Raw genomic sequence first — 21,640 nt, 5'->3', positions numbered from 1 at the left:
TGTACCGGAAGAAAGGAGTGCCGCATGAGTACCAATCAATACCAGGAGATGCGCAACCGCCAGCAGGCGGAAGTAAACGCATTTCCCATGTTCTTCGCTTTTAATAAACAGCAGTTTGCTGAAGGGATGCGCAAGCTGGGCCTGTCCCCCTCGGACACCCGCCAGGTGTGCAGCATTTTTGGAGGCGGCTACTGCCGTAAAAGCGATGTCGCAAAACTGAATGAAATGTTCACCCGACACCGAAAAGAGCTGGAAGATGCCATTGCCGGCGACAAAACCGGGCAAGGTTTTATCTGTGATATGTTCCTCCAGGAGTTGGAGAACCATGAGTACAGTTATACCGGCGATGTGCAGGAAACGCTTGATGCTTTGGGCATTACGGCCCAGTATATGGAGGCGGTTCCGCAGCTGCTGGATGGTCTGGCTCTGGCCTGTGAAAAGGCTATGCAGGACGATTGTTTCGACTGATCCAGAAAGAAACCATGCCCCATCGGGGCCTGAATCAACAGCCGCCGCAGCTCTCATGCCGCCGGCGGGCTTTTCATTGACAGGAGGTGCCAATCTTTGAATTTCCATGAAACGACATACGGCCGCCGCTTTTTTGACGCTCAGCTGCCCCATCTCATCAAGGCTCTGGAACGCATTGCCGATGGCCTTGCCCACACGGAAACGGCCCCACCGCAGGGTATCGCCCCTGATCCCAATTTTCTGCATGATCTCTACTACGGCGACTATGAGCCGAGTGTGTTCAAGAAGCAGAGCAGCAGACAGAAGGAACTGAATCAGGCGGTTTCCGCAGCCGAAGCGGCCCTGCGGGATGTCCTGCAGCAGTCTCCGGCGGCTGTAAAAGCGTTTGAGGCATATCAGCTCGCTGTTGGGGAGCAACACGGCGCCGTTACCGAGCAGGCATTTGAATCCGGTTACCGGACTGCGATGCAGATGCTGATGGCCGGACTCGCGTGGCCTGAAGGCAATAATGCTGCTGAACTTCCTCTTACAACGCAGGAACTCAGAAAAATGAATGGAGAATGGGTGTTTTGCCTTGAAATGAACGAGGAAGTCAAAGTGGTGGCCTATAAAAAGGGATTCATCCGGGTCACCAATGACAAAGAGAGCCACCACATCAATGGCCTGACCTTATACCGGCGCCGGCCGAACTGGTGTGAATAGGGCAGTCAAAGGAGGATGCAGCATGAACATTTCCGAAGATGAAATCAAAAAATTCCTTGAGCGCCTTTTACCGCTTCAGGAATCGGAGCAGCAGACCCTCTGCCCAAGGTGCGGCCTTCATGAGCTCTATACCGGCGGGTACTTTTTCTTAAACTCATTGAGCCGATATGCTCATGTATATATCTGCGAAAAGTGCTGGATGGACGAAGCGTTGCGGGAAATAGACCACCAGCCGATTCCGCTGAGGCTATGGAGCGCAGTATTCCCCTCGGTTTTAAGCGGAGAATTGCCGTCACCTGTGGCGCCGGCTGAGGACCCGCGGATATGAAGCATGGGGACTATAAACTGCCCGGCGGCAGAGATCTCTCTACCATTACATTTGAGGACATCCGCTGGCAATATGGGGTGTTCCATTGCAACAGCACCGGCGCCGGCCGGGATAAAAAGTATTTTCCGTGGCGCGGCGCAAAAACAAAACTGGGAGAGATCGAAGAGCATGACTGGTGCCAGTTGGCAGAGGCCGTCATTGAGCAAGCCGGGGAAACAGATCTGCTGAAACAACTGATTCAGTGGTGTACGGAACACAATTTCACCGGAGACTCCGCTGCTGAAATACGCAAAGAAGCCCTGCAGCTCCATACGAGCCGGATCTTTGATAATCCCCAGTGGGTCGGATACTTGCCCTTCAACAAAAGATACCGGCCAGAGGTTTGGGACGCGGCAAACATTGTCTTTGTGCGCATGGAATGCTGCCCTGAACCTGGAACTGTTACCCAGGAGCAGATTGACCGTAGTTATATGGGCCAGATTGCCTGCCCCCATTGTGGGCGCTGGAACACATTCACCATTTTAGGAAACCGTTCAGGCCCCGCCCCGATAAGCGGCCCCATTCCCCGCAGCGATTGTGAACGGGACGCCAAACACTTGATTTCAGGAAAGGACGCTGATGCAGATGACGCAGACTCCCCTTGGGAAGAAGACGACGATGATTAAGAAAGTGCCCAAAGGCGGCACTTCCAGCCGATCCCGCTGGTGGCCTGACCCTCAAACCGGCAGGCTGCAGGCATACCGCACCTTTGCTGCCATGCACCGCTATGTGCATGAGCGGTGCCGCCACTTCCGGCGCGGGTGACAACAATCTATAGGCGGGTTCAGGCTGCTGCTCTGGACCCGCACATCAAAGGAGAGAATGAGATGATTTACAAGAAGCCTGGAGAAGAATTCTGGCATGAGGGCGTCTGCTACAAAGTAGGCGGGCGCATCGTCGCCAATGAAGCAAGCGATTATGCAGGGCTTTTCGGAAATATCCTTGAAATTCGCACCGAGGATGACCGGGAGACGGACAACGACACGCCGGACATCTACTGCGCATTTGAAGCGCCGGTGCTCTCTGCGGACCGTCTTGCGCTGGAGCAGACCTTTTCACAGCTTTACCGTGAGCAGAAACACATCGAGGATCTGGGCCTGGATATGGTCATTATGGGGCCTGAAATGATTGTTCCCCTTGAGCATCCGGCCCAGGTATATCCCGCAGGGACGCTCTATGTAGTCGTCGTCCACTGGGCTACCGATGGGGAGTATGGTTCCTATGAAGCGATCTTCACGGAGCGCACCAATGCCCTACATCAATTTCACAATGACCTTCGAGAAGAATTTCTGGTTGGAAGCATTCCACGCTGGAAAGAAAGCAGCCAATTCGTCGAAGAAGAGTCTGACAACAGCTATGAGTGCTATCTGGACGGCGAATACTGTGAGAACCATTTTTCGATTGCGCTGGAACAGCGGGCGCTGCCGCTTTCCCCTGCATTTTGCCGCAGCACGGCAGAATTGTACCGCGCAGAATGCCTGCGGGATGATTTCAGGGAGCATATTGAGAACCGTGACGATTTTCAAGAGCTCTCTGACACACAGAAAGAAGCACTACTGCGTTCTCCCGATTTGCCGCAGCGGATCACCAACCAGCTGGAACACAGCTGCGCCTACGGTGAGGCTTACTGGCAGGCGGTGTCCGATGTGGCACACACTCTGCTGAAAGAGATTCGCCAGCAATCCGCAGAACATAGCTCCTGCTGACGCTGTGACACATAAACCATAATAGAATGGAGGTTTGACTACATGGACGAAAAAGAAAAGAAATTGCGTGAAGACCTGGAATTCCATCTGGATACGCTCCGGCGCAACCTGGAGGTCGTTTCGATGGAAGATCTGAAAACGAAATACGCAAATCCATTCAAAGAACTGAAAGATAACATCTGTAAAACCGCCACCGCATACACCCAGTACATTTCCCTCGGTGGTATCCGCGTCAAGAGCCGCTACGGCGACGAGGCCGTGAAATACATAAACGAGGCAATCAAAGATACTCCGTACCTGAAAAAGATCTCCGAGGCCGCCTTTGAGCGACAGGACATGGAGGAGATCGCGGCACTGGCAAGGCAGCTCCGTGAAGTAGTTTTGCAGAGCCTGCATATATTCAGCCTGCCGCTTTTCTGCCTGTATGTTCCTACGGAGTGTATGAATGACTACCATACTCCCCCAGAGATCTATAATGATGTCACTTCACAGGTCTTGCGAAACGGGGAATGGCAGCTTGCGGAGAATATCCGCCCCGGCGAACTGATCCCTGTGCAGTTCATTTTCGAGGTATCTGCGCCATCTGAGGAAGCAGCATGAAACGGACACAAAAATACTTGAGCAGCGAGGCTCACGGTTATTTGCGGGAGGCGGAGGCCTGTTCCCTGGTTCTCAAAGAGCTGGAACGCATATCCGCCAAACTGCAGCGGCGAATCGATAAAGAGGCCGCCGCAAGGCAAGCTGACTTTGAAGCCGCCATGCAGTACCACAGCGAGGCGGAAATCCAGGATGCCTACGGCTGGGAGTTCATCACTGAGGCGCAGTATCATGCCTATTTAGATTTGTTCCGCCGTGGCAGAGAAGCGATAGAGGACCACCCTCCCACCATCTCTGAAATGGCGCTCTCCATTGTGCGGAAGGTCATCCGTGATTTAAAGGCGGACAAACGGGAATGTGAGTTTTCCGCTCTCACACCGGAGCAGCAGGTCGTGGAGCTGCAGCGTGCAGAACAGGCCCGGAAAGAATGGAAGGCACATATTGCCCAGCTGCGGGAGAAACAGGGCCGTGTACTCAAATCCGAGGATTTGGAGGCTTCACCGTCTTAGTTTTCCTACGCCAGCCAAATGCTCTGCCAAATGGGCAGAGGCCATCATTACAAAGGGATCGGCAAACCGTACCGCTATGGTCTGCCGGTCCCTTTCTTTATAAAGGAGTAGAATATGAAGAAAAAACCATCTCACCCAATGCTGAGGAAATACACCGTAACGATTGAAGAACAGGTCGTTCAGGAGTTTCCCGTGGAGGCTTATGACCTTTCCCATGCGCTGGAAACAGCCGAAGCTGCCTACAAGCAAGGGGAATTGGTGGTACAGCCCTCAGCACCTACTACCCGCCTGATCATGGCGCGACACAATAAGACCGGGAAAACGACCGGGTGGAGAGAATTTTAGCCATTACCACAAGGGAGAGATAAACATGAACTTATGGCATGACAAGTCCTATATTGCGCCTTCAGGCCCGGAATGGGTCGAACGGGGCTACGCTATGTACGATGTTCATTCCGTGCGCATTCAGTTCGTCTATACGGAAGAACAGAAGGAAGCCAACCGCCGTGCGCATACAGTGGCTGATGAGGGCCAAGCCCTGGTCATGGCCGCTGAAGCACGAAATTCTGTCATGAATCCCCTCATGGACGCCATCGCCCAAAATTTCGTCTGTTATCAGTATGAGGATACCGAGCCGGCGCCTTTCCGGAGCTGTCAGTGGGATCTTTTCTTCTGGTGCAATGATTTCAGCAATACGCTTCACGGCTATGGCCTGTCCGGGCGGGATTACTCCTACTTTACATTGAGCTTCAACGAAAACCAGACCGTGGAAAAGCGTGCCGAGGTCTGCTGGCGGCTGCTGCAGTTTCTGGAACACCGCTGCCGGAAAAACCGCAATCTGGATGTTGCCGTCCAGCACAGCATCTGGTACGACTATGAGAAGATTGAAAAAGATGCTGACCGGATGAAATGTCTGCTGGCGGGCCGCAGCTGCACCTACGGCAGTAAGGATGGGAAATTCCTGTTTGATAATGGCATCTTCTGCTTCCGTCCCAAGTACGCCAAGCGGCAGCTCTATCGTGTTTCTGATTCCGAGGTTCTTGCCCTGTGCTGGAAACTCGGCCTGACAGACGATGCTTCTGACGGCGGCCCTCTCGCAGCGGGGAGATGCAGTGCATGAAGTACAGAGAAATCTATGCCGCATTGGCAAAGCGACGGATGGATGTTCCGGGATTCCGCTTTTCTGATTACAGCGGATGGCGGTCTCCCACGCAGTCCTACATGACACGCCAGCGGCCGCTGTGGATCGTGGCGGAAGATCCCTCGTTGAGCCGCCGCCTGTGGATCACACAGGAAGGCAGAGATTTGAGCATCACTGTCGGCAAAATGGACCAGAACGGCGGCAACTGCGGCACGGTGAATCACATATCGTGCCGGAACCGCACGGAGCTGGCCGCCGAACTGCGCCGTCTGTTTGACAGCGATGCGGCCTAATTGCATCAAGGGGCCGGTAAGCAACGCCCAAAATCAGTTTAGAATTCAAAGAAACGGGGGCGTTTTGAACGCCTCCTCCACCCTGCCCTCGGCGGCAGGCTTATCACGAGGACCGGCAGGCTGCTCTTTGCGGCCTGCTGGTCCTTGTTCCGGGGGAAATCATGAAACCAATACCATTTAACATGAAAGGAACGGAATATGCCCTGACCATCAAGATTGCCACCTATCCGGAGGGCAATCTCGCCATCAAACTCTATCAGGAAAGCTTCGGCCAGCTGGTCTTCTGGGACAGCCTCACGGTCAATCTGGGCGGCCTGTGTCCCAAGGATTGTGGATTTATCAATACCAAGTCCACCGGCAAACGATTTTATGCCTGGATCAAGCGAAATGGACTGGGGGAACGCACCGGCCAGGTCCGGCTGGAAGACGGCGTGGAATATGTGGAATACCTCTTCAACGCCAAAAAGCTGAAAAAGCTGGACCCAGACGGCTACACCTACTATACACGGCGCTTAAAGGGAGAACTCGGCCGGCGATATGAGCGGCTCTATCAGGCACTTCAGCGGCTGGCAAACCACATTCCGGATTTCTGCTATACAGATTACAGCGGGTGGCGCAGGCTGCAAAATTCCAATGACACGCCCCCGCTGCGGATCGAGGCCGAAGATCCGGCACATCACCGGCGCTTTACCTTTGAGCAGCGCGGGATCATGCTGCGAACCACCATCACAGACTGTGACACCAATATTGCGCGGAGCAGTCTGTATCGCCGCCGGGAAGATATGGCGTCTGACCTGCTGGCTCTGTATCAAAACGAATTACCTGTTTATATGCCCTGGTCTGAAGAACGCCGCAGGAAAAGTGACGCAAGGCATGACCCGTCCCTTGCTCAGACATTCAAAGAAACAACCGAAGTCCGCCAAAAGGCAACAAAAAAGAAATCCAGAAAAAGGAGCACAAAATCATGAAGATCAAATTATATCCCAAGGACTTGTTAGAAGCGGCCTGGCGTAAGGACAAAAAGTTGTACGCGGACGGCGACGCCGCAGAGCCGCCCCAATGCCTGCGGTGCGGCGCCCCTCTGGCAGCCCACCTGATGGTCAATGCCCTCAGCCGCTATGCGGATGTGCAGATCTGTGAAGCCTGTGGCATGGATGAGGCCCTTCGTGATGCCGCCCATGCCCCCTTGCCCCTCACAGAATGGGATGCAGTGAAGCGCGGCAGACTCCCGGCACCCGCAAAAGGGCGTGTCTGCTATCTGAAGACCTCCTGCACCTTTGAGGAAGTATTTCAGCACACCGATACGCCGCCCATGCAGCTCACTGGCCGGCCTGTCAGCGAGGTCGTTTACTCCCGCTCGGATTATGACGGCTATCGGTGGTGGACAACCTGGCACAATGTGCCTGGGAAAAAGCCGGCGCCGGAGCTGGTGAAGGAGATCGACGAGTTCCAGAACGCCCTGTTCAAGCTGCCGGCTTTCAAGACGCTGGACACCATGCGGCGGTTCTGCAGGTACGCGCAGGCCACCAGCGAGGCAACGGAGTTCAACCTCTATTCCGAAACCGACCACCTATATATCTGGATTCGGATGATCACCCGATCCCGGGATTACAATGTCTATGTTCACTATTACGATAAGGCGGCTGTTGGAGGTAAGTAATGCGGCTGAGATACTACGACAAGCATGGTACAGAAATTCAAGCCGGAATGCTGCTGCGCCATGATGACGGCGCTATCGAACGCGTTCTGGAGGGCATCAACAGCAGCGGAGATATTACGCTTGGCTTCGAGGCATCTGCCTCGGAAATTTATCCGCTGAGTGAGTTCAATTTGAGAGAATGGGAAATTGCGGCAGAGTGATTTTGCCGCAGCGAGGCCGCAGGTTGGGGATTTCCCAGCCTGCGGCTGCTATTATAGACATACTTACTTTTTAGGCGTTATTGCCGACCAAAAATGCAGAAAAATTGCAAATATCACTGGTGAAATTTGGCGCAGGACTATGCTGCGTTCAAAAATTCCGTTGCTCTTAATTGTGAACTTTTTAATATATATTGCCTTCTTCTGTTTTGTGTGTTATACTGTTATACATAAAAGCATAACAGTTGAAACAGGAGGGGTGAGGATGGATTGAAGCTAATTATTTCAAATGTATCAGGTGTACCCATTTACGAGCAAATTAAACAGCAGGTCAAAGCCGCTATCCTGTCGGGAGAACTAAAAGAGGAAGAAGCCTTGCCTTCTCTCCGCACTCTGGCAAAGGACTTAAAGATCAGTGTTTTGACAGTTACAAGGGCCTATACAGAACTGGAACAGGAAGGGTTTGTCAAGAATGTTCAGGGCCGCGGTTGTTTTGTACTTGGCAGCGGTTCCGAACTTATGAAGGAGCAACTAATTTGCAAAGTGGAAAATAGCTTAACAGAAGCTATAAAAGCAGCAAAAATTGCTAACCTATCTAATGAGGAACTACATCATCTTTTAGATATTTTATTGGAGGCGAATACAGATGACTAATTACTTGGAAGTAAAAAATCTGTCAAAATCTTTCGACAGTTTTCAGCTTCATAACATTACTTTTACGCTCCCCAAAGGCTATATCATGGGGCTGATCGGGCCGAACGGTTCCGGCAAAACAACTACAATTAAGCTCATTCTGAATATGCTCAAACGCAACGGCGGAGAAATCAAAATCATGGGCTTGGACAATATCGCTGACGAACAGAAGGCAAAAGCCGAGCTGGGCGTTGTGTTTGATACCAACTATTTCAGTGATGATTGGAAAGTTTCTGAGGTAGAAAAATCCATCTCTGTTTTCTATCCCAACTGGAACTCGGAGCGTTTTAGTGAAATGCTACGGAAATTTCATATCGCTCCGACCAAAAAGGTCAAAGAACTGTCAAAGGGGATGCAGATGAAGTTGATGCTGGCTTGTGCGTTCTCCTATGACGCAAAGCTGCTGATTTTGGATGAACCTACCAGCGGCCTTGACCCAGTTTCCAGAGATGAATTGCTTCAGATCCTCTCGGAATACATTGAGGACGGAGAACACAGCGTTTTATTTTCCACCCATATTACTGGCGATTTGGAACGAGCTGCTGATTATATCACATACATCAGCTATGGGGAACTTTTTTTCACCGGCAGCAAGGATGAATTTGTTGATATGTTCCGCATCGTTAAGGGTGGTATAGATGAACTTTCCGCTGATCTACAAGCGAAGGCGGTTGGCGTTCGTACTTTCCCGACTGGTTTTGAAGCTCTGGTAAAAACCGAGGATATTGGCTCATTTACTGCATTGGACATTGAACCGGCTACCATTGACGAAATCGTTGTGTTTACAAGCAAGAAAGGTGAGGATTATGAGTAATATATTGAAAGCTACAAGACTGGATTTTTCCCTTGTAAAACCGTATGTCAAAGTGATTGGGTTTACTATGCTTCTCCCCATCGCTTTTGCAGCAATCAACCGCTCTATATTGACAGGAGTTTCTTTCGCCATGTGCTTTATCGCCATGACAACCGGCTATACTTTCTCCGTCACAGAAAAAAATAGCATGGAACGCCTATATGGTATTTTGCCTGTAAAGAAAAGTGAAATGGTGATGGGACGGTATCTTTTTGTTGTTGTGCTTGGAGTTATCGCTTTGGTGGTGTCCCTTATCACACAGCCGATTGTATTACGGGCATTGGGAGAAACCGTTGAACCGTTTGATATTATCAGTGCGGCCATTGGCGGCCTGTTCTTGTTTGCACTTTACACGGTATTTCAAATTCCCGGATATTACAAATTTGGCTCTATCAAAGGCCGGGTGTTTATGTATATTCCGGTTGCGGGATTTTTAGTGACTTTGTTTCTTCTTCCTAAACTGCCTGCTGATAACCCCATTATCAACGCGATTGCCAGTTCACCTGTGCTGCTTCTCACTCTTGCGATTGCGCTGGTGATTGTTATGTATGCTGTGTCGATCTGGTTCTCTGTTCAGATTATGAAAAATAAAGAAATGTGAGGTGGATAGTATGGATTTCACGATTTTAGCAGTAGTGCTTCTGATTGGTGTTGGTATTCCTGTTCGGAATAAACTTATCCGTAAATATCGGGAGGAAAAAAAGAAACAGGATAAAAACCGGGATGAAAAATGATGGATATGGAAAAAACAGAGTTTATACGCTGCCCGATCTGTGGAAATAAAACGCGCGACAAAGTTAGAGAAGATACTATTCTGAAAAATTTTCCTCTCTTTTGTCCAAAATGTAAAAGCGAATGTCTAATTGATGTTGAACAATTCAATATATCCGTTATCAAAGCGCCAGACGCACAGCCGCAGAGCCGATAACACACAAGGTCTAATTTCTTGTGGTTATCGGCTCTTTTGAATGGGGGTGCCGCTATCAAGCTATTAAAAACGATGAAGGAGGTCTGCCTATATGAATGAAGTTTTGAAACTGGAACATATCCAAAAATATTACGGCAGCAAAGGTAATGTCACAAAAGCAATTCAGGATATTAGCTTTTCTGTTCAGGAAGGGGAATTTGTGGGGATTATGGGGGCATCCGGTTCCGGCAAGACCACTCTGCTCAACTGCATTTCCACCATTGATACGGTCAGCGCAGGGCATATCTATCTGAATGGAACCGATGTGACGGAAATCAATGAAAAGCAGATTGCCCGGTTTCGCCGGGAGAACCTTGGATTTGTGTTTCAGGACTTTAACCTGCTGGACACTCTGACCATTAGCGAGAATATTGCTTTGGCATTGACAATCAATAGAGTTCCCGCAGGTGAGATTGATGGTAGGGTACGAGAAATAGCCGGAAAGCTGAACATCACGGATATTCTTGACAAATATCCCTATCAGGTGTCTGGCGGTCAGAAGCAACGATGTGCTTGCGCCAGGGCAATCATCAATCAACCCAAACTGATTTTGGCAGATGAACCTACGGGCGCTCTGGACAGCCATTCATCCCAAATGCTACTTTCCGCTATCCAGAGTATCAATGAAACGCTTGGAGCGACAATTTTAATGGTAACACACGATGCTTTTTCCGCAAGTTACGCAAACCGTATTCTTTTTTTGCGTGACGGTACTATTTTTACGGAGATTTTCAAAGGCAGCAATTCCCGCAGGACTTTCTTTGAAAAAATTCTGGATGTCCTCACCATGACGGGAGGGGGCGTGAGTGATGTATGCTAAACTTGCATTTCGGAATATTCGCAGGAGCCTTCGGGATTATATCATCTACTTTGTGACGCTTACGCTGACTGCGGCATTGATGTATTCTTTCTTGGCACTGGGACTTTCCCCGGACATTCTTGCCATGACAGAAAATATGTCAATGCTTACCACTGGCATTTTGATACTGTCGGCACTAATTGCCTTTATGTCCTCGTTTGTCATTGGATATGCTGTTCGCTTCATGTTGGGCCAACGCAAAAAGGAATTTGCTGCCTATGAGCTGATGGGCATGGAAGTGAAAACCGTCCGCAATCTATTTTTGGTGGAAAATGGCATAATTGGCGGGGTAGCTTTTTTGCTGGGAGCTTTGATCGGAACCGGCTTATCCGGATTGCTAAATCAGGTTATCCAGAATATTTTCGAGGTTCCGCACACTTATCGGGTTTTGTTTTCTTTCCGCGCATGGGGAATGACACTTTTCTTCTTCATTCTGATGTATGGATTTGGAATGTTTCGCGCAGCAAAGGTTATCCGGCGGCAAAAAGTGATTGATCTGCTTTACGATAACCAAAAAAACGAGGAAATCGGTTTTCATTCTTTGCTTCGGAGTGTTCTAACTGGCTTACTCTCGATTGCTGTTATGGTTGCAGGTGTAATTCTGCTGGAAAAAGGACTTCACATCCAGACTAATGAAGCATTGTTGTATTGTGGCGGAGCCTGTCTGCTAATTCTTGTGGCTGTTTATGAGCTACACCGAAAGATCCCGGTTTTGCTGTACCTGCTTGCCAAACGAAACCCCCAGCGAAAATATCGAGAGGAAAATCTGTTTTTCTTGGGGCAGATTGGCAGGCGTATTCAATCTTCCGGGCGTACAATGGCTGTTGTGGCAATCTTGTTGACGATTTCTCTTACAACGATGTTTATAGGACTGACAATGGGCGCAGGCTATAAGGCCAATATGGAGGCGTATTATCCCTATGACGCCGGTGTAGCCATTGACGCACCCTTGACCAAGGATAGCATGAATTCTGTCCTCTCCTTTGTGGAGGAACGCTGCAAGGTGGAGGACAGTGCAACCTATTACTTATATACAGTTCCCGGTAAATCCATTGAAGCCTTGTCTTTGTCTGACTATAATCGCCTGCGAGAGATTTTAGGGCTTTCGTCTGTTTCCATAAGTAATAACGAATTTTTAGTTCACTGTGATACATGGAATTATGTGGATGACATCCAGCAGAGATTGGAACAGCAGTCTGAAATTACATTGAATGGTCAGACCTTGACCGCAGCGGAAACGCCGATCCTGACTGAGCCAATGGAGCAGTATCAAATGGCAGGAACAAATGGATATGTGCTTGTCCTGCCGGATAAAGTGGCTTCACAGCTATCCGGGGAGAAAATTCGCCTTGTGATGAAACTGGCGGATGGTGGATACCCGGAGCTTAGAAGCGAACTAAGACAGTTTTTGAACAGTGGAGAATGGTTGCCAGACATCCAACCCGGACAGGAACTACCGGAGAAAATGACAATGGGGATAACAGTAAAAGCGTGGGGTGTTGCCAATTCACTGACCGGATTTACAACTCTCTCCTTCTGCGGGCTGTATTTGAGTATTATTTTTATCATTCTTTCCTGCTCGGTTCTGGCTTTTGAACAGCTTTCTTCTATAGACAGAAACCGGAAAAATTATGCGGTGATTGATTGGCTGGGCGTATCAAGTCAGAAACAGGTTGCCTTGATACGCAAGGAACTTTCCACTGTGTTTTTTATCCCCTTGCTATTCCCCATCATACTTACCGTTTTCCTGATTGCAGGAACACAGCTCCTTTTCGGGAAATCGTTTTTGCAGGAAGGACTTGTGTTGTTCTATGGCATGGTGACAATTCTGCTATTCTGTGCTATTTACCTGACCTATTTTGGAGCAACAATGTTCCTGTTCAAAAAGGTAATTCTTCGGCCCGAATAAGATAGAGATTGTTGAAAGGAACGGTATTATATGATCTGGGATATTGATGTTAGCGAAAAATTGTATTTTGCTTGTCAATAAAGGATTAGCAAATTAGGGTTTAGCGTGACAAAGGCGATTTCAGGAATTTAAGTATTTGGAGGTGAGTTGCTTGGGAAGTTTATAATTCTATCGTTTAGGGACGATGAAAAAGCCCTTTTTAGCAAAGCAATATCGGCCCTTGCTTCAGTCGCAGACTTGTCCACGGTGGCCGCCTCCGCAGACGCGCCGCTGCTCTTTGGCTCTCTGCAAATCGACCCTCAGCGCAGGCTGGTGTGGCAGTCCGGCCAGGCGGTGGACCTTACGCCGATGGAGTTTGATATTCTGCTCCTGCTGGCCCGCCGGCCAGGGCAGGTGTTCACCGCCCGCCAGATCTATGAAGCTATTGCGGCGGACTCCTTTGATGCCAGCTGGACAGGGATCTCCAGCATGGTCTACAAGCTCCGGCGCAAACTGGGCGCCAGTATCATCGAAACCGTCCGGGGTCATGGGTACAAATTCGTTGCCCTAAGCATTTCATCTAAATAGAGTAAGCGCACAACGGATCTGCTTCCGCTGTGCGCTTCTTTTTGATGGTTACTTTCTTTTCTCCATGATAAATTCACAATCCCATGATATACTTCGATTGGGTGATTACTAATGAAACGCATTCTAATTGTTGAAGACGAGCCGGACATCCAGGAGTTGCTACGCGCCTACCTGGAAGATGCCGGTTATCAGACCGCCGTGGCCGGGGATGGCGTGGCAGCTCTGGCCCTGTTTGGGGGACAGCCTTTCGACCTGGTTTTGTTGGACCTTATGCTCCCGAAGATCGACGGCTTTGGGGTCTGCGAGCTGATTCGCCAGCAGTCACAGATCCCCATTTTGATGCTCACCGCCCTGGACGGGGAAGAATCGCAGCTCCGGGGCTTCGGCATGGACATCGACGACTATGTGACCAAGCCCTTCTCTATGCCGGTGCTGCTGGAAAAGATCCGGGTCATCCTTCGCCGCCGTGGAAACACTGGGGAGGATAGCCGCCTGCGCTACCGGGATTTGACTTTGGACCTGGATACCCGGGAGGCCCTGCTGGATGGCCGGCTCTTGGATCTGACCGCCCGGGAGTTTGAACTGCTCCACACCTTTTTGGCTGCGCCGGGCCGGGTGTTCACCCGGGAGATGCTGCTTGCGAAACTGTGGGGCTATGACTTCTATGGAGATGAACGGGTGGTGGACAGCCACATCAAAAACCTCCGCCACAAGCTGGGGCGGAACTACATTGATACTGTAAGGGGGGTGGGCTACCGTGCTGCGAAAGAGGATCGCTGAAAGCCTGACAGCCCGAATCTTTCTCATTACCGCCGGCGTCCTGCTCGCGGCCGGGGCGATCACCTTCAGCTTTATCGCCTGGGCCTCCCCCAGCACCTATACCGCCGTAGTAAATGATGACCTTACCGCTCAGGTGGATACCCTGGTGGGGAAACTGGCAGAGACGACTCCTGCGGACTGTGGCGAGCTGCTGGATGACTTTGTACTTACCTCCGGGGCCAACGCCATGCTGGTGGGACCGGACGGGCGCCTGGTGGACACAGGGGCCAAGCTGACGGTTCAGGCTGTGTATGAAGATGATACTATGATTGTCACCACCTCAGAGCAGGAAAGCGCCGTCAGTTATCACAGCCAGGACATTCGGGAAGGCGATACGGTAGCGGTCACCATGTCGGAGCAGGCTACCATTACCGCCGAGGTAGTGTTTGCCGGCCAGAACGAGAGCTATACCCTCTATGTCACCCCACGGATTGAAGTGGAAAACCTGGCGGTGCGGGCGCTGATTCAGATAGCCCCTTGGCTTTTGGTGGTGTTATTGGTGTTTTCTCTGCTGTGCGCATTTATTTACTCCCGATATATCACTCGGCCTATCGTGCGCATGAGCGGCATCGCCGGGAAAATGGCAGAGCTGGACTTCCACTGGGAATGTGGAGAAAAGCGCAGGGACGAGATCGGTAAGCTGGGCCGCAGCCTGGATCAGCTGGCCCGCCGGTTGGATACTGCTCTTACCGACCTGGAGAGCGCCAACCAGGCCCTCCGGGGAGAGGTGGAACGGGAACGAGAGCTGGACCGCCAGCGGATGGCCTTCTTCAACGCCGCCTCTCACGAATTGAAAACTCCAGTGACCATCCTGAAAGGACAGCTCTCAGGTATGCTGGAGGTTGTGGGCATCTACCAGGATCGGGACAAGTACCTGCTTCGCTCTCTTCAGGTAACAGGACGGATGGAAAATCTGGTGCAGGAGATGCTGGCTATCTCCCGTATGGAGAGTGGATCTGTGGCTGTAAAACGGGAGCCGGTGGATCTGTCCGCCCTCATGGAGCGCCAGTTGGCCCTGGATATGCCTCTTTTGGAACAAAGAGGTCAGCGTCTGGTAAAAGGCCTGACACCGGGAACCGTTGTCACTGGGGACGCCTCGTTGCTGGGGCGGACGGCAGGCAATCTGCTTTCCAATGCATCCCTCTACTCCCCGGATGGAGCGGAGGTACGAGTTTGGTGCGGCCTTCTGGATGGCCGACCGACCCTGACGGTGGAGAACACCGGGGTTCAGATCAGTGAGGAGGCCCTGCCCCATCTGTTTGAAGCCTTCTACCGGGCGGAAGGTTCCCGGAACCGCGCTACTGGCGGCAGTGGGCTGGGACTGTATCTGGTGAAAATGATCCTGGACCGTCACGGGGCAACATATACCATTGAGAATACAGCAGATGGAGTGCGGGCTCAAATAATCTTTCCCGTCGATGAGCCGGCCCTGCGTGATTGACGGTATATACTAAGTGAATATGTGTGAAAGAATGGGGACAGGAGCTTTTCACTCCTGTCCCCATTCTTGTGCAGGTCAGATAAGGCCATAAGCTGAATCATATAGCAATCTCCATACAAATCACAAATTTCCTCCATCTTCACTCCATATTGCTCTGGTATTCTTTCCTCATCCCAAGCAGAAAGGAATCCGACAATATGGAAATCAAGATTCAAAATGTCAGTATGACCTACCCCAGCGGGAAGCAGGCCTTAAAGGGGCTGAACCTGGAGTTAAAATCCCCCAGCCTCATCGGCCTGCTGGGCCCCAACGGGGCTGGCAAATCCACCCTGATGAAGCTGTTGGTGGCGGCCTTGCAGCCCACCGAGGGGAATATCCTAGTGGACAGGATGCCGTTAAGCAAGGCCGAGAGTCATCTGAAGGCCAGCCTTGGCTATCTTCCCCAGGACTTCGGCTTGTTTGACGAGCTGACTGTCACCCAATTTTTAGACTACATGGCTGCCCTCAAGGGGATTGCGAACCCCAAAACTGCAATCCAGAAAACCATCCAGGCGGTCAATTTGGAAGAAAAGGCAAAATCCAAAATCCGCACCCTCTCCGGCGGCCAACGCCAGCGGGTAGGCATTGCGCAAGCTCTGCTGGGGAATCCCCCCTTCCTGATTTTTGACGAGCCTACGGTGGGACTGGACCCGGAGGAGCGCATCCACTTTCGCAATCTGTTCTCCCGTACAGCGGAGGAGCATCTGTTACTGCTCTCCACTCACATCATTGAGGATGTACAGTCTGTATGCGACCAGATCGTCGTCATCCATCATGGAACCATCCTGTTCACCGGCACGCCGGAGCAGTTGATCCAGTCGGCTACCGGCCATGTGGGCGTCTTTTGGGAGAAGGATGAGACGCTGGAGCAGGGGCTGCACATCACCGCCCGGGTAAACACCAGCCAGGGCATCCGCTGCCGTGCGGTGGCAGACAAGCTGCCGTCCTATGCCCAGGCGGAGGAGCCCTCTTTGGAGGACGCTTACCTCTATCTGATCTCCAGGGAGGCGGCACAATGAAGACAATGCGGCTCTTTCCCCTGGAACTAAAGCGGCTACTGCAAAGCCGCCTGACCTGGCTGACGATGGCTTTGACGGTTCTCTCCCCGGTGTTGGGGCTGGTGCTCTACAAGCCCGCCACATCTACCACCATGCTCTCCATGTATCTAGCAAACCCCGCGATTGCCGGCGGTGTGGCCGGCGCCATCCTCTTCGGCCTGCTGACCATCTTTGAGCTGGACAGGGCCTGCCGCAGCCGGGTGGACATTCTCACCGACGCGGTGGTGTCCCCTCTGACCACCGCCCTGACCCGCCTGTTGGCCCTGTTGACCGCGGCGGTGCTGACGGTGGGCCTCACGATGCTGGTTTGGCTGCCCATCAGTGCGGGGCTGATCGGCTCTGTGTTCACCGGTGCGAACTATGTGCTGGCCTATTTGCTGCTCATGGGGCTGGCGCTGCCCCTGGGCGTCCTGGCGGCGGCCGCAGCCTACCAGTTCACCCGCCGGGCGGATCTGTCCATCGTCCTGTTTATCGCCTTCTGCGCCTTGAGCCTGACGGTGTGGGCGTCGGACTGGCAGTTATGCTGGCTCAATCCCTGCGTGTGGGCTTTGTCCGATGACTTCTCCAACTTCCGTGTGTTTCGGTCGGTAGCCTGGATGCGCTTCACCTGGCTCCTTACACTGGCTGGAGTTTGGACAGTCTCCTATCTCTGCATCCGGCAATATGGGAAGGGCGTGTTTGGCTCCCTTGCACGGAGTACCCGGCGGCTCTACCGCCCGGTGATCGCCCTGGCACTGCTGGCCTGTTCCGGCACCGCCTATGCCGCCCAGCCCTTTATCGACCGCAGCAACCCGGATTTAACGGTGATGTCCTTCTATGAGATCCCCTATGCCGAGGGCGTCACTTTTGTCCGCCGCACCGCTCAGGTGTTTCCGGACACCGATGCCGGCACCGTAACGGGCCGGGCCTCCTACCAGTTCCAGAACACTTCCGGCCAGGAGCAGAGCGTCTCCTTCGGCATCAACCCGGGGTACACGATCTCCAATGTGAAAGCCAATGGCGCCGATGTTCCCTTCACGGTGAGCGACTACCAGGAGTACAACGAGGCCCGGCTGGAAGTCACCATTCCCGCCGAGGAGGAGGTGGAGCTGACCATGGAGTACAGCGGATTCCCCCAGGAGAGCCTGCCCACCATGCAGGGCGGCAAGGAGCTGAGCCGGGAATACCTCTGCCTGGAGAACTCGGCCCTCTCGCCCCGGGTGATGAATGTTATGCCCGGAGAGGCGGGCTATCCCACGACGATTGAGATCACCCTGCCCGCCTCTATGATTGCCATTCCCTTCAGTTCCAGCGAGGCGGAGGTCATATCAGAGAATGAGGACGGCACCAGGACCTGGCGCTATGAGGCCAACAGCGCCGGCGGCATTCTGTATGCCGGTGACTATATTTGTGAGCAGATCGAGGCCGGGGGCATGACCATCGAATTCTACTACGGCCGCAAGCATCAGGCCGTCATGGAGGCTGCCAAAGCCGTGGACGCGGTGAAGGAAGTGGTGGACTACTGCACCGAGCATTATGGCTCACTCTCCTTCGGCGCCGGCGAAACCCTGAAGCTCATCCAGAGCCGGGTGGCCGGCGGCGGCTACGCCGTGGGCGGGGCCAGCCTGCTGGACGAGGCGGACTTCACCATCGCCAACCTGGGGAACGCCGAAAAAGGCGGCGGCGCCGGTGAGGTCATGATCCACGAGCTGGTCCATCAGTGGTGGGGCCTGGGAAACATGTTTGATACCTCCGATTCCACCAGCCCCTGGTCTGCCGAGGGCCTGACCGTCTACACCACCTACCGCATCGTCAAGGAACTGTACGGCGAGGACTACGCCCGGGAGCATTATATAGATCAGTGGCAACAGACGGTGGACGACTACTACCTGAACTTCTATGTGCGCAATCCTAAGTATCTGGAGATGCTGCCGGAGCAGGTGCAGCTTGCCATCTCCAACAGTCTGTCTCAGGTTCGGCAGTACAATGAGATGCCCCTGAAAATTTGGAAAGCGGAGCAGCTGGTGGGTGGCGAGGAAGCTATGGATCAGATTCTCCATGACCTGTTCAACCGGGAACTGGACCCCATGTATCCCTATCTGACCTACCAAGAATTTTTAGATGCCTGCGGGCTGACGGAGGAGGATTTGAACCTTGAGTAAGATTTTTCGATATGAATGCCGCAGGCTGCTGTGGAACAAGTTTTTTATCGGGCTGGCGGTTGTGCTGCTTCTCTACGGGGCGCTGGTACTCCATGCCGTAACCATCCTGGGGGTATCCCACACCGCCCCCTTCTCCCCCTGGAGCTTTGGAGATTATCTTTCCCGAATGCTGCCCTTGCTGTGGATCGGAATGCTGTTCTTTCTGACCTTCTATACCTCGCCCAAAGCCCGGCGGGCGGCAGTTCTCATGGATGCTACACCGATGCCGCCCAAGCAGTATGCTTTGGTCCGGTGCGCCGCAGCCCTGACGGGCGGTGTGCTGCTGAGTCTGCTGTGCATGGGAGAGGCGGCAGTGTTCTACGGCCGCATGTTTGGCTGGTACGGCTGGGGCAGTCTCCTGCTCCCGGCCCTGGCGACCCTTCTGCCCGCCCTTGTGTTCGCACTGGGGAGCGGCTGGCTGTTGGGGCAGATCCGGCCCTGGCTGGTGTATGTGTGGATGGCGGTACCCTTCCTGTGTATGGCCTTGCCGCTGCCCGACGCCCTGGGAATCTGGAACGGACATTTTTTCAGCAAGTACCCTCTAGCACTTGGTACCTTAGACCCCGCCTTCTCTATGCCGGCCGCAGTTCTGATCGTTCAGTGCATACTGTTGGCCACGGGCATCGTCCTGTTGATGGTTCGCCCCGCACGATCCAAACGATAAGAAACGGGGAGAAATTGAATGATTGGAGGTGAGCTGCATGGGAAGTTTATAATTCTATCCTTTAGGGACGATGAAGAAGCCCTTTATAACAAAGTAATATCGGCCATTTACGCCATTTCAAACTTCCCCATAATGGCCGCCTCCGCAGACGCACCGCTGCTCTTTGGCTCGTTGCAAATCGACCCGCAGCGCAGGCTGGTGTGGCAGTCCGGCCAGGCGGTGGACCTTACGCCGATGGAGTTTGATATTCTGCTCCTGCTGGCCCGCCGGCCAGGGCAGGTGTTCACCGCCCGCCAGATCTACGAGGCCGTCGCTGCGGACTCCTACGATGCCAGCTGGACAGGGATTTCCAGCATGGTCTACAAGCTCCGCCGCAAGCTGGGCGCCGGTATCATCGAAACGGTGAGGGGCCACGGCTACAAATTCGTTGTCCCAGGCACCTCACTAAAATAAAGCAAGCGCACAACGGATCTTCTTCCGCTGTGCGCTTCTTTTATTTCTCCGCCGGTAATGCGGCCCCGGCACACAGGGCTCCTTCTGGTGTTTGTGAATTCGATTGGGAAGATGGGGAATTGCGGTGAAGCAGTTTTTTCTTCTTGCAAAATTCGTATTCTTAATTTATGAATGAAAATTATTCATTGACATTTCCCCAAATGGTGCTATACTTATTGATAGAAGGAGGTTGAGCCATGAATACCATAAAAGAAAACTCAAAAGCAGCGTTTAACCAACAGGCCGCCACCTACGATAAAGATATTAAGGGCCAGCACGCCCGCTCCCTTTATCCCGTTCTGCTGGAAAAGCTGTCACACATTCCTTTCCACTCCGCTCTGGATTTAGGATGCGGGACTGGTGAAATGCTGAAACTCATTATTCAGAAGGATGCCCATAAAGAATTGTGCGGCATCGACTTGTCGGAGGAAATGCTTGCTGTTGCTAAGTCAAAACTTCCGGAACAAGTCAAGCTGTTACTGGGAGATAGTGAGTCACTCCCTTTCCCGGATAACACTTTTGATGTTGTGTACTGCAATGACTCTTTTCATCATTACCCAGCTCCGCAGAATGTATTAAAGGAAGTGCATCGTGTATTGAAGCCGGGAGGAACCTTTCTGATGGGGGATTGCTGGCAACCCTTTGTAGGGCGCGTGATAATGAATTTCTATATGCGTCATAGCAAAGAAGGCGATGTGAAGATTTACTCTGAAGCAGAAATCGTTTCGATGCTTTCAGAATATTTTCATAATGTGTCATGGGAGCAGATTAGAAATACGGCCTGTATTGCTATGGCTCAAAAATGAGTGATATTCAATCATTGATTCTTTAGCGTGGGCGTGCTATTATAAAAAGAAAGGAGGCTCGGACTATGCGGATTACAAAAGAACCAGAAGTACGCAAGCAAGAGATCTTGGATACTGCCCTCAAATTGTTCGGGGAAAATGGATATGAAAAAACCTCGATTACAGATATAGCAAAAGCAATCGGCGTTGCTCAAGGTCTATGCTACCGATACTTTCCGTCCAAAGAGGCGCTATTTGACAGCGCGATTGAACAGTATGCAGATGTTCTGGTGGAACAGCTTGTTGGCTTTGAAAAGGACGATCACAAGTCCCTGCGGCAGATCATCGAAGATATGCCTGCCACGATGGAAGATCGGGACACAAAGTACTATTCAGTTTTTCACCAGGCCGAAAATAAGAAATTCCACGATCAGCTTTCTCTAAAAGTATGTGAGAAGTTGGTTCCGCCTGTGGAAAAGCTGCTGCAGCGGGCCCAGCAAAACGGTGAGATCCAGATTGATGATTTGCAGGCTGCTGCGATGTTTTGTGTATATGGACAGCTTGGCATCCTGTTGGCGGACGAACTGACACAAGAAGATAAAGCAAAGCGGATTCGAGAATTTCTCATATATGCGCTTCGCCTTTGAAAATATCCCCTGCTATCGGGCGGGGGA

30 protein-coding genes are annotated in these 21,640 nt (G+C 52.0%); all 30 read left to right on the top strand.

Going from position 1 to position 21,640, the window contains the following annotated elements:
- The first annotated feature begins 24 nt into the window (after positions 1-24).
- The 30 genes from B5F54_RS05125 to B5F54_RS04990 all read left to right on the top strand — a co-directional run bounded on the left by B5F54_RS05125 (position 25) and on the right by B5F54_RS04990 (position 21,613).
- Positions 25-468 (top strand): DUF7659 family protein, encoded by a 444-nt coding sequence (locus tag B5F54_RS05125; protein WP_087231415.1) that lies wholly within the window; start codon positions 25-27, stop codon positions 466-468.
- Positions 469-564: 96 nt separating this feature from the next.
- A complete protein-coding gene (locus B5F54_RS05120; protein WP_087231412.1) occupies positions 565-1,170 on the top strand; it encodes a DUF6809 family protein in 606 nt (201 codons plus the stop codon).
- A gap of 22 nt (positions 1,171-1,192) precedes the next feature.
- The gene (locus B5F54_RS05115) at positions 1,193-1,498 is read left to right on the top strand and encodes a hypothetical protein (RefSeq protein WP_087231409.1); all 306 of its coding nucleotides are present in this window, start codon (positions 1,193-1,195) and stop codon (positions 1,496-1,498) included.
- Positions 1,495-2,163: a hypothetical protein gene (locus tag B5F54_RS05110; protein WP_087231406.1), complete on the top strand. Its 669-nt coding sequence runs from the start codon at positions 1,495-1,497 to the stop codon at positions 2,161-2,163. Before B5F54_RS05115 ends, B5F54_RS05110 begins: the two co-directional genes overlap by 4 nt.
- On the top strand, positions 2,156-2,302 hold the full coding sequence (locus tag B5F54_RS17550; RefSeq protein WP_172749579.1) for a hypothetical protein: 147 nt from the start codon (positions 2,156-2,158) through the stop codon (positions 2,300-2,302). The genes B5F54_RS05110 and B5F54_RS17550 overlap by 8 nt, the downstream gene beginning before the upstream one ends.
- A 62-nt stretch (positions 2,303-2,364) precedes the next feature.
- Entirely contained in the window at positions 2,365-3,243 is an 879-nt protein-coding gene (locus B5F54_RS05105) for a hypothetical protein (protein ID WP_087231403.1), read from the top strand.
- 42 nt (positions 3,244-3,285) lie between these two features.
- Entirely contained in the window at positions 3,286-3,843 is a 558-nt protein-coding gene (locus B5F54_RS05100) for a decarboxylase (protein ID WP_087231400.1), read from the top strand.
- The gene (locus B5F54_RS05095; RefSeq protein WP_087231398.1) at positions 3,840-4,349 is read left to right on the top strand and encodes an adenylosuccinate lyase; all 510 of its coding nucleotides are present in this window, start codon (positions 3,840-3,842) and stop codon (positions 4,347-4,349) included. The genes B5F54_RS05100 and B5F54_RS05095 overlap by 4 nt, the downstream gene beginning before the upstream one ends.
- Before the next feature lie 114 nt (positions 4,350-4,463).
- Positions 4,464-4,694 carry a hypothetical protein gene (locus tag B5F54_RS05090; protein ID WP_087231395.1) on the top strand — a complete coding sequence of 77 codons (231 nt, stop codon included), beginning with the start codon at positions 4,464-4,466 and terminating at the stop codon, positions 4,692-4,694.
- Between the two features lie 25 nt (positions 4,695-4,719).
- Complete coding sequence (locus B5F54_RS05085) at positions 4,720-5,469, top strand: hypothetical protein (protein WP_087231392.1); 750 nt, start codon at positions 4,720-4,722, stop codon at positions 5,467-5,469.
- Positions 5,466-5,783: a hypothetical protein gene (locus B5F54_RS05080; RefSeq protein WP_087231389.1), complete on the top strand. Its 318-nt coding sequence runs from the start codon at positions 5,466-5,468 to the stop codon at positions 5,781-5,783. Before B5F54_RS05085 ends, B5F54_RS05080 begins: the two co-directional genes overlap by 4 nt.
- Positions 5,784-5,944: 161 nt before the next feature.
- Positions 5,945-6,751 (top strand): DUF4313 domain-containing protein, encoded by an 807-nt coding sequence (locus tag B5F54_RS05075; protein WP_087231384.1) that lies wholly within the window; start codon positions 5,945-5,947, stop codon positions 6,749-6,751.
- Positions 6,748-7,443 carry a hypothetical protein gene (locus B5F54_RS05070; protein ID WP_207651955.1) on the top strand — a complete coding sequence of 232 codons (696 nt, stop codon included), beginning with the start codon at positions 6,748-6,750 and terminating at the stop codon, positions 7,441-7,443. The genes B5F54_RS05075 and B5F54_RS05070 overlap by 4 nt, the downstream gene beginning before the upstream one ends.
- Complete coding sequence (locus tag B5F54_RS05065) at positions 7,443-7,643, top strand: hypothetical protein (RefSeq protein ID WP_242969637.1); 201 nt, start codon at positions 7,443-7,445, stop codon at positions 7,641-7,643. Before B5F54_RS05070 ends, B5F54_RS05065 begins: the two co-directional genes overlap by 1 nt.
- A gap of 267 nt (positions 7,644-7,910) precedes the next feature.
- The gene (locus B5F54_RS05060) at positions 7,911-8,294 is read left to right on the top strand and encodes a GntR family transcriptional regulator (RefSeq protein ID WP_044940691.1); all 384 of its coding nucleotides are present in this window, start codon (positions 7,911-7,913) and stop codon (positions 8,292-8,294) included.
- Entirely contained in the window at positions 8,287-9,147 is an 861-nt protein-coding gene (locus B5F54_RS05055; RefSeq protein WP_087231381.1) for an ABC transporter ATP-binding protein, read from the top strand. Before B5F54_RS05060 ends, B5F54_RS05055 begins: the two co-directional genes overlap by 8 nt.
- Complete coding sequence (locus tag B5F54_RS05050) at positions 9,140-9,787, top strand: ABC-2 transporter permease (protein WP_087231378.1); 648 nt, start codon at positions 9,140-9,142, stop codon at positions 9,785-9,787. The genes B5F54_RS05055 and B5F54_RS05050 overlap by 8 nt, the downstream gene beginning before the upstream one ends.
- A gap of 10 nt (positions 9,788-9,797) precedes the next feature.
- Positions 9,798-9,920, top strand: coding sequence for a hypothetical protein (locus B5F54_RS18245; protein ID WP_257367235.1), 123 nt, complete (start codon positions 9,798-9,800; stop codon positions 9,918-9,920).
- Positions 9,917-10,114, top strand: coding sequence for a cysteine-rich KTR domain-containing protein (locus tag B5F54_RS05045; RefSeq protein ID WP_087231375.1), 198 nt, complete (start codon positions 9,917-9,919; stop codon positions 10,112-10,114). Before B5F54_RS18245 ends, B5F54_RS05045 begins: the two co-directional genes overlap by 4 nt.
- A 91-nt stretch (positions 10,115-10,205) precedes the next feature.
- Positions 10,206-10,973, top strand: a complete 768-nt coding sequence (locus tag B5F54_RS05040) for an ABC transporter ATP-binding protein (RefSeq protein ID WP_087231372.1) — start codon at positions 10,206-10,208, stop codon at positions 10,971-10,973.
- A complete protein-coding gene (locus B5F54_RS05035) occupies positions 10,963-12,921 on the top strand; it encodes an ABC transporter permease (protein WP_207651954.1) in 1,959 nt (652 codons plus the stop codon). The genes B5F54_RS05040 and B5F54_RS05035 overlap by 11 nt, the downstream gene beginning before the upstream one ends.
- Before the next feature lie 147 nt (positions 12,922-13,068).
- Positions 13,069-13,488: a winged helix-turn-helix domain-containing protein gene (locus B5F54_RS05030; RefSeq protein WP_087231366.1), complete on the top strand. Its 420-nt coding sequence runs from the start codon at positions 13,069-13,071 to the stop codon at positions 13,486-13,488.
- A gap of 111 nt (positions 13,489-13,599) precedes the next feature.
- Complete coding sequence (locus tag B5F54_RS05025; protein ID WP_087231363.1) at positions 13,600-14,268, top strand: response regulator transcription factor; 669 nt, start codon at positions 13,600-13,602, stop codon at positions 14,266-14,268.
- Positions 14,246-15,748, top strand: coding sequence for a sensor histidine kinase (locus B5F54_RS05020; protein ID WP_087231358.1), 1,503 nt, complete (start codon positions 14,246-14,248; stop codon positions 15,746-15,748). The genes B5F54_RS05025 and B5F54_RS05020 overlap by 23 nt, the downstream gene beginning before the upstream one ends.
- 197 nt (positions 15,749-15,945) lie before the next feature.
- On the top strand, positions 15,946-16,806 hold the full coding sequence (locus tag B5F54_RS05015; RefSeq protein WP_087231355.1) for an ATP-binding cassette domain-containing protein: 861 nt from the start codon (positions 15,946-15,948) through the stop codon (positions 16,804-16,806).
- A complete protein-coding gene (locus tag B5F54_RS05010) occupies positions 16,803-18,986 on the top strand; it encodes a hypothetical protein (RefSeq protein ID WP_087231352.1) in 2,184 nt (727 codons plus the stop codon). Before B5F54_RS05015 ends, B5F54_RS05010 begins: the two co-directional genes overlap by 4 nt.
- Positions 18,979-19,689: a hypothetical protein gene (locus tag B5F54_RS05005; RefSeq protein WP_087231349.1), complete on the top strand. Its 711-nt coding sequence runs from the start codon at positions 18,979-18,981 to the stop codon at positions 19,687-19,689. Before B5F54_RS05010 ends, B5F54_RS05005 begins: the two co-directional genes overlap by 8 nt.
- Positions 19,690-19,707: 18 nt before the next feature.
- Positions 19,708-20,142: a winged helix-turn-helix domain-containing protein gene (locus B5F54_RS05000; protein ID WP_087231346.1), complete on the top strand. Its 435-nt coding sequence runs from the start codon at positions 19,708-19,710 to the stop codon at positions 20,140-20,142.
- 236 nt (positions 20,143-20,378) lie between these two features.
- Complete coding sequence (locus B5F54_RS04995) at positions 20,379-20,987, top strand: class I SAM-dependent methyltransferase (RefSeq protein ID WP_087231343.1); 609 nt, start codon at positions 20,379-20,381, stop codon at positions 20,985-20,987.
- Positions 20,988-21,052: 65 nt separating this feature from the next.
- Positions 21,053-21,613 (top strand): TetR/AcrR family transcriptional regulator, encoded by a 561-nt coding sequence (locus B5F54_RS04990; RefSeq protein ID WP_087231340.1) that lies wholly within the window; start codon positions 21,053-21,055, stop codon positions 21,611-21,613.
- The last annotated feature ends 27 nt before the right edge of the window (positions 21,614-21,640 follow it).

The organism is Anaeromassilibacillus sp. An250 (genome assembly GCF_002159845.1).
Taxonomy (GTDB): domain Bacteria; phylum Bacillota; class Clostridia; order Oscillospirales; family Acutalibacteraceae; genus Anaeromassilibacillus; species Anaeromassilibacillus stercoravium.
This window is presented reverse-complemented; position numbering and strand designations above follow the sequence as displayed.

Excerpts from the sequence above, each read along its gene's own strand:
- B5F54_RS05065 (WP_242969637.1), top strand. The coding sequence starts at position 7,443 with ATGCGGCTGAGATACTACGACAAGCATGGTACAGAAATTCAAGCCGGA.
- B5F54_RS05095 (WP_087231398.1), top strand. The coding sequence starts at position 3,840 with ATGAAACGGACACAAAAATACTTGAGCAGCGAGGCTCACGGTTATTTG.
- B5F54_RS05070 (WP_207651955.1), top strand. The coding sequence starts at position 6,748 with ATGAAGATCAAATTATATCCCAAGGACTTGTTAGAAGCGGCCTGGCGT.
- B5F54_RS05125 (WP_087231415.1), top strand. The coding sequence starts at position 25 with ATGAGTACCAATCAATACCAGGAGATGCGCAACCGCCAGCAGGCGGAA.
- B5F54_RS05075 (WP_087231384.1), top strand. The coding sequence starts at position 5,945 with ATGAAACCAATACCATTTAACATGAAAGGAACGGAATATGCCCTGACC.
- B5F54_RS05080 (WP_087231389.1), top strand. The coding sequence starts at position 5,466 with ATGAAGTACAGAGAAATCTATGCCGCATTGGCAAAGCGACGGATGGAT.
- B5F54_RS04995 (WP_087231343.1), top strand. The coding sequence starts at position 20,379 with ATGAATACCATAAAAGAAAACTCAAAAGCAGCGTTTAACCAACAGGCC.
- B5F54_RS04990 (WP_087231340.1), top strand. The coding sequence starts at position 21,053 with ATGCGGATTACAAAAGAACCAGAAGTACGCAAGCAAGAGATCTTGGAT.
- B5F54_RS05105 (WP_087231403.1), top strand. The coding sequence starts at position 2,365 with ATGATTTACAAGAAGCCTGGAGAAGAATTCTGGCATGAGGGCGTCTGC.
- B5F54_RS05045 (WP_087231375.1), top strand. The coding sequence starts at position 9,917 with ATGATGGATATGGAAAAAACAGAGTTTATACGCTGCCCGATCTGTGGA.
- B5F54_RS05000 (WP_087231346.1), top strand. The coding sequence starts at position 19,708 with ATGATTGGAGGTGAGCTGCATGGGAAGTTTATAATTCTATCCTTTAGG.
- B5F54_RS05010 (WP_087231352.1), top strand. The coding sequence starts at position 16,803 with ATGAAGACAATGCGGCTCTTTCCCCTGGAACTAAAGCGGCTACTGCAA.
- B5F54_RS17550 (WP_172749579.1), top strand. The coding sequence starts at position 2,156 with ATGATTAAGAAAGTGCCCAAAGGCGGCACTTCCAGCCGATCCCGCTGG.
- B5F54_RS05110 (WP_087231406.1), top strand. The coding sequence starts at position 1,495 with ATGAAGCATGGGGACTATAAACTGCCCGGCGGCAGAGATCTCTCTACC.
- B5F54_RS05100 (WP_087231400.1), top strand. The coding sequence starts at position 3,286 with ATGGACGAAAAAGAAAAGAAATTGCGTGAAGACCTGGAATTCCATCTG.
- B5F54_RS05115 (WP_087231409.1), top strand. The coding sequence starts at position 1,193 with ATGAACATTTCCGAAGATGAAATCAAAAAATTCCTTGAGCGCCTTTTA.
- B5F54_RS05025 (WP_087231363.1), top strand. The coding sequence starts at position 13,600 with ATGAAACGCATTCTAATTGTTGAAGACGAGCCGGACATCCAGGAGTTG.
- B5F54_RS05015 (WP_087231355.1), top strand. The coding sequence starts at position 15,946 with ATGGAAATCAAGATTCAAAATGTCAGTATGACCTACCCCAGCGGGAAG.
- B5F54_RS05050 (WP_087231378.1), top strand. The coding sequence starts at position 9,140 with ATGAGTAATATATTGAAAGCTACAAGACTGGATTTTTCCCTTGTAAAA.
- B5F54_RS05040 (WP_087231372.1), top strand. The coding sequence starts at position 10,206 with ATGAATGAAGTTTTGAAACTGGAACATATCCAAAAATATTACGGCAGC.
- B5F54_RS05035 (WP_207651954.1), top strand. The coding sequence starts at position 10,963 with ATGTATGCTAAACTTGCATTTCGGAATATTCGCAGGAGCCTTCGGGAT.
- B5F54_RS05090 (WP_087231395.1), top strand. The coding sequence starts at position 4,464 with ATGAAGAAAAAACCATCTCACCCAATGCTGAGGAAATACACCGTAACG.
- B5F54_RS05055 (WP_087231381.1), top strand. The coding sequence starts at position 8,287 with ATGACTAATTACTTGGAAGTAAAAAATCTGTCAAAATCTTTCGACAGT.
- B5F54_RS18245 (WP_257367235.1), top strand. The coding sequence starts at position 9,798 with ATGGATTTCACGATTTTAGCAGTAGTGCTTCTGATTGGTGTTGGTATT.
- B5F54_RS05085 (WP_087231392.1), top strand. The coding sequence starts at position 4,720 with ATGAACTTATGGCATGACAAGTCCTATATTGCGCCTTCAGGCCCGGAA.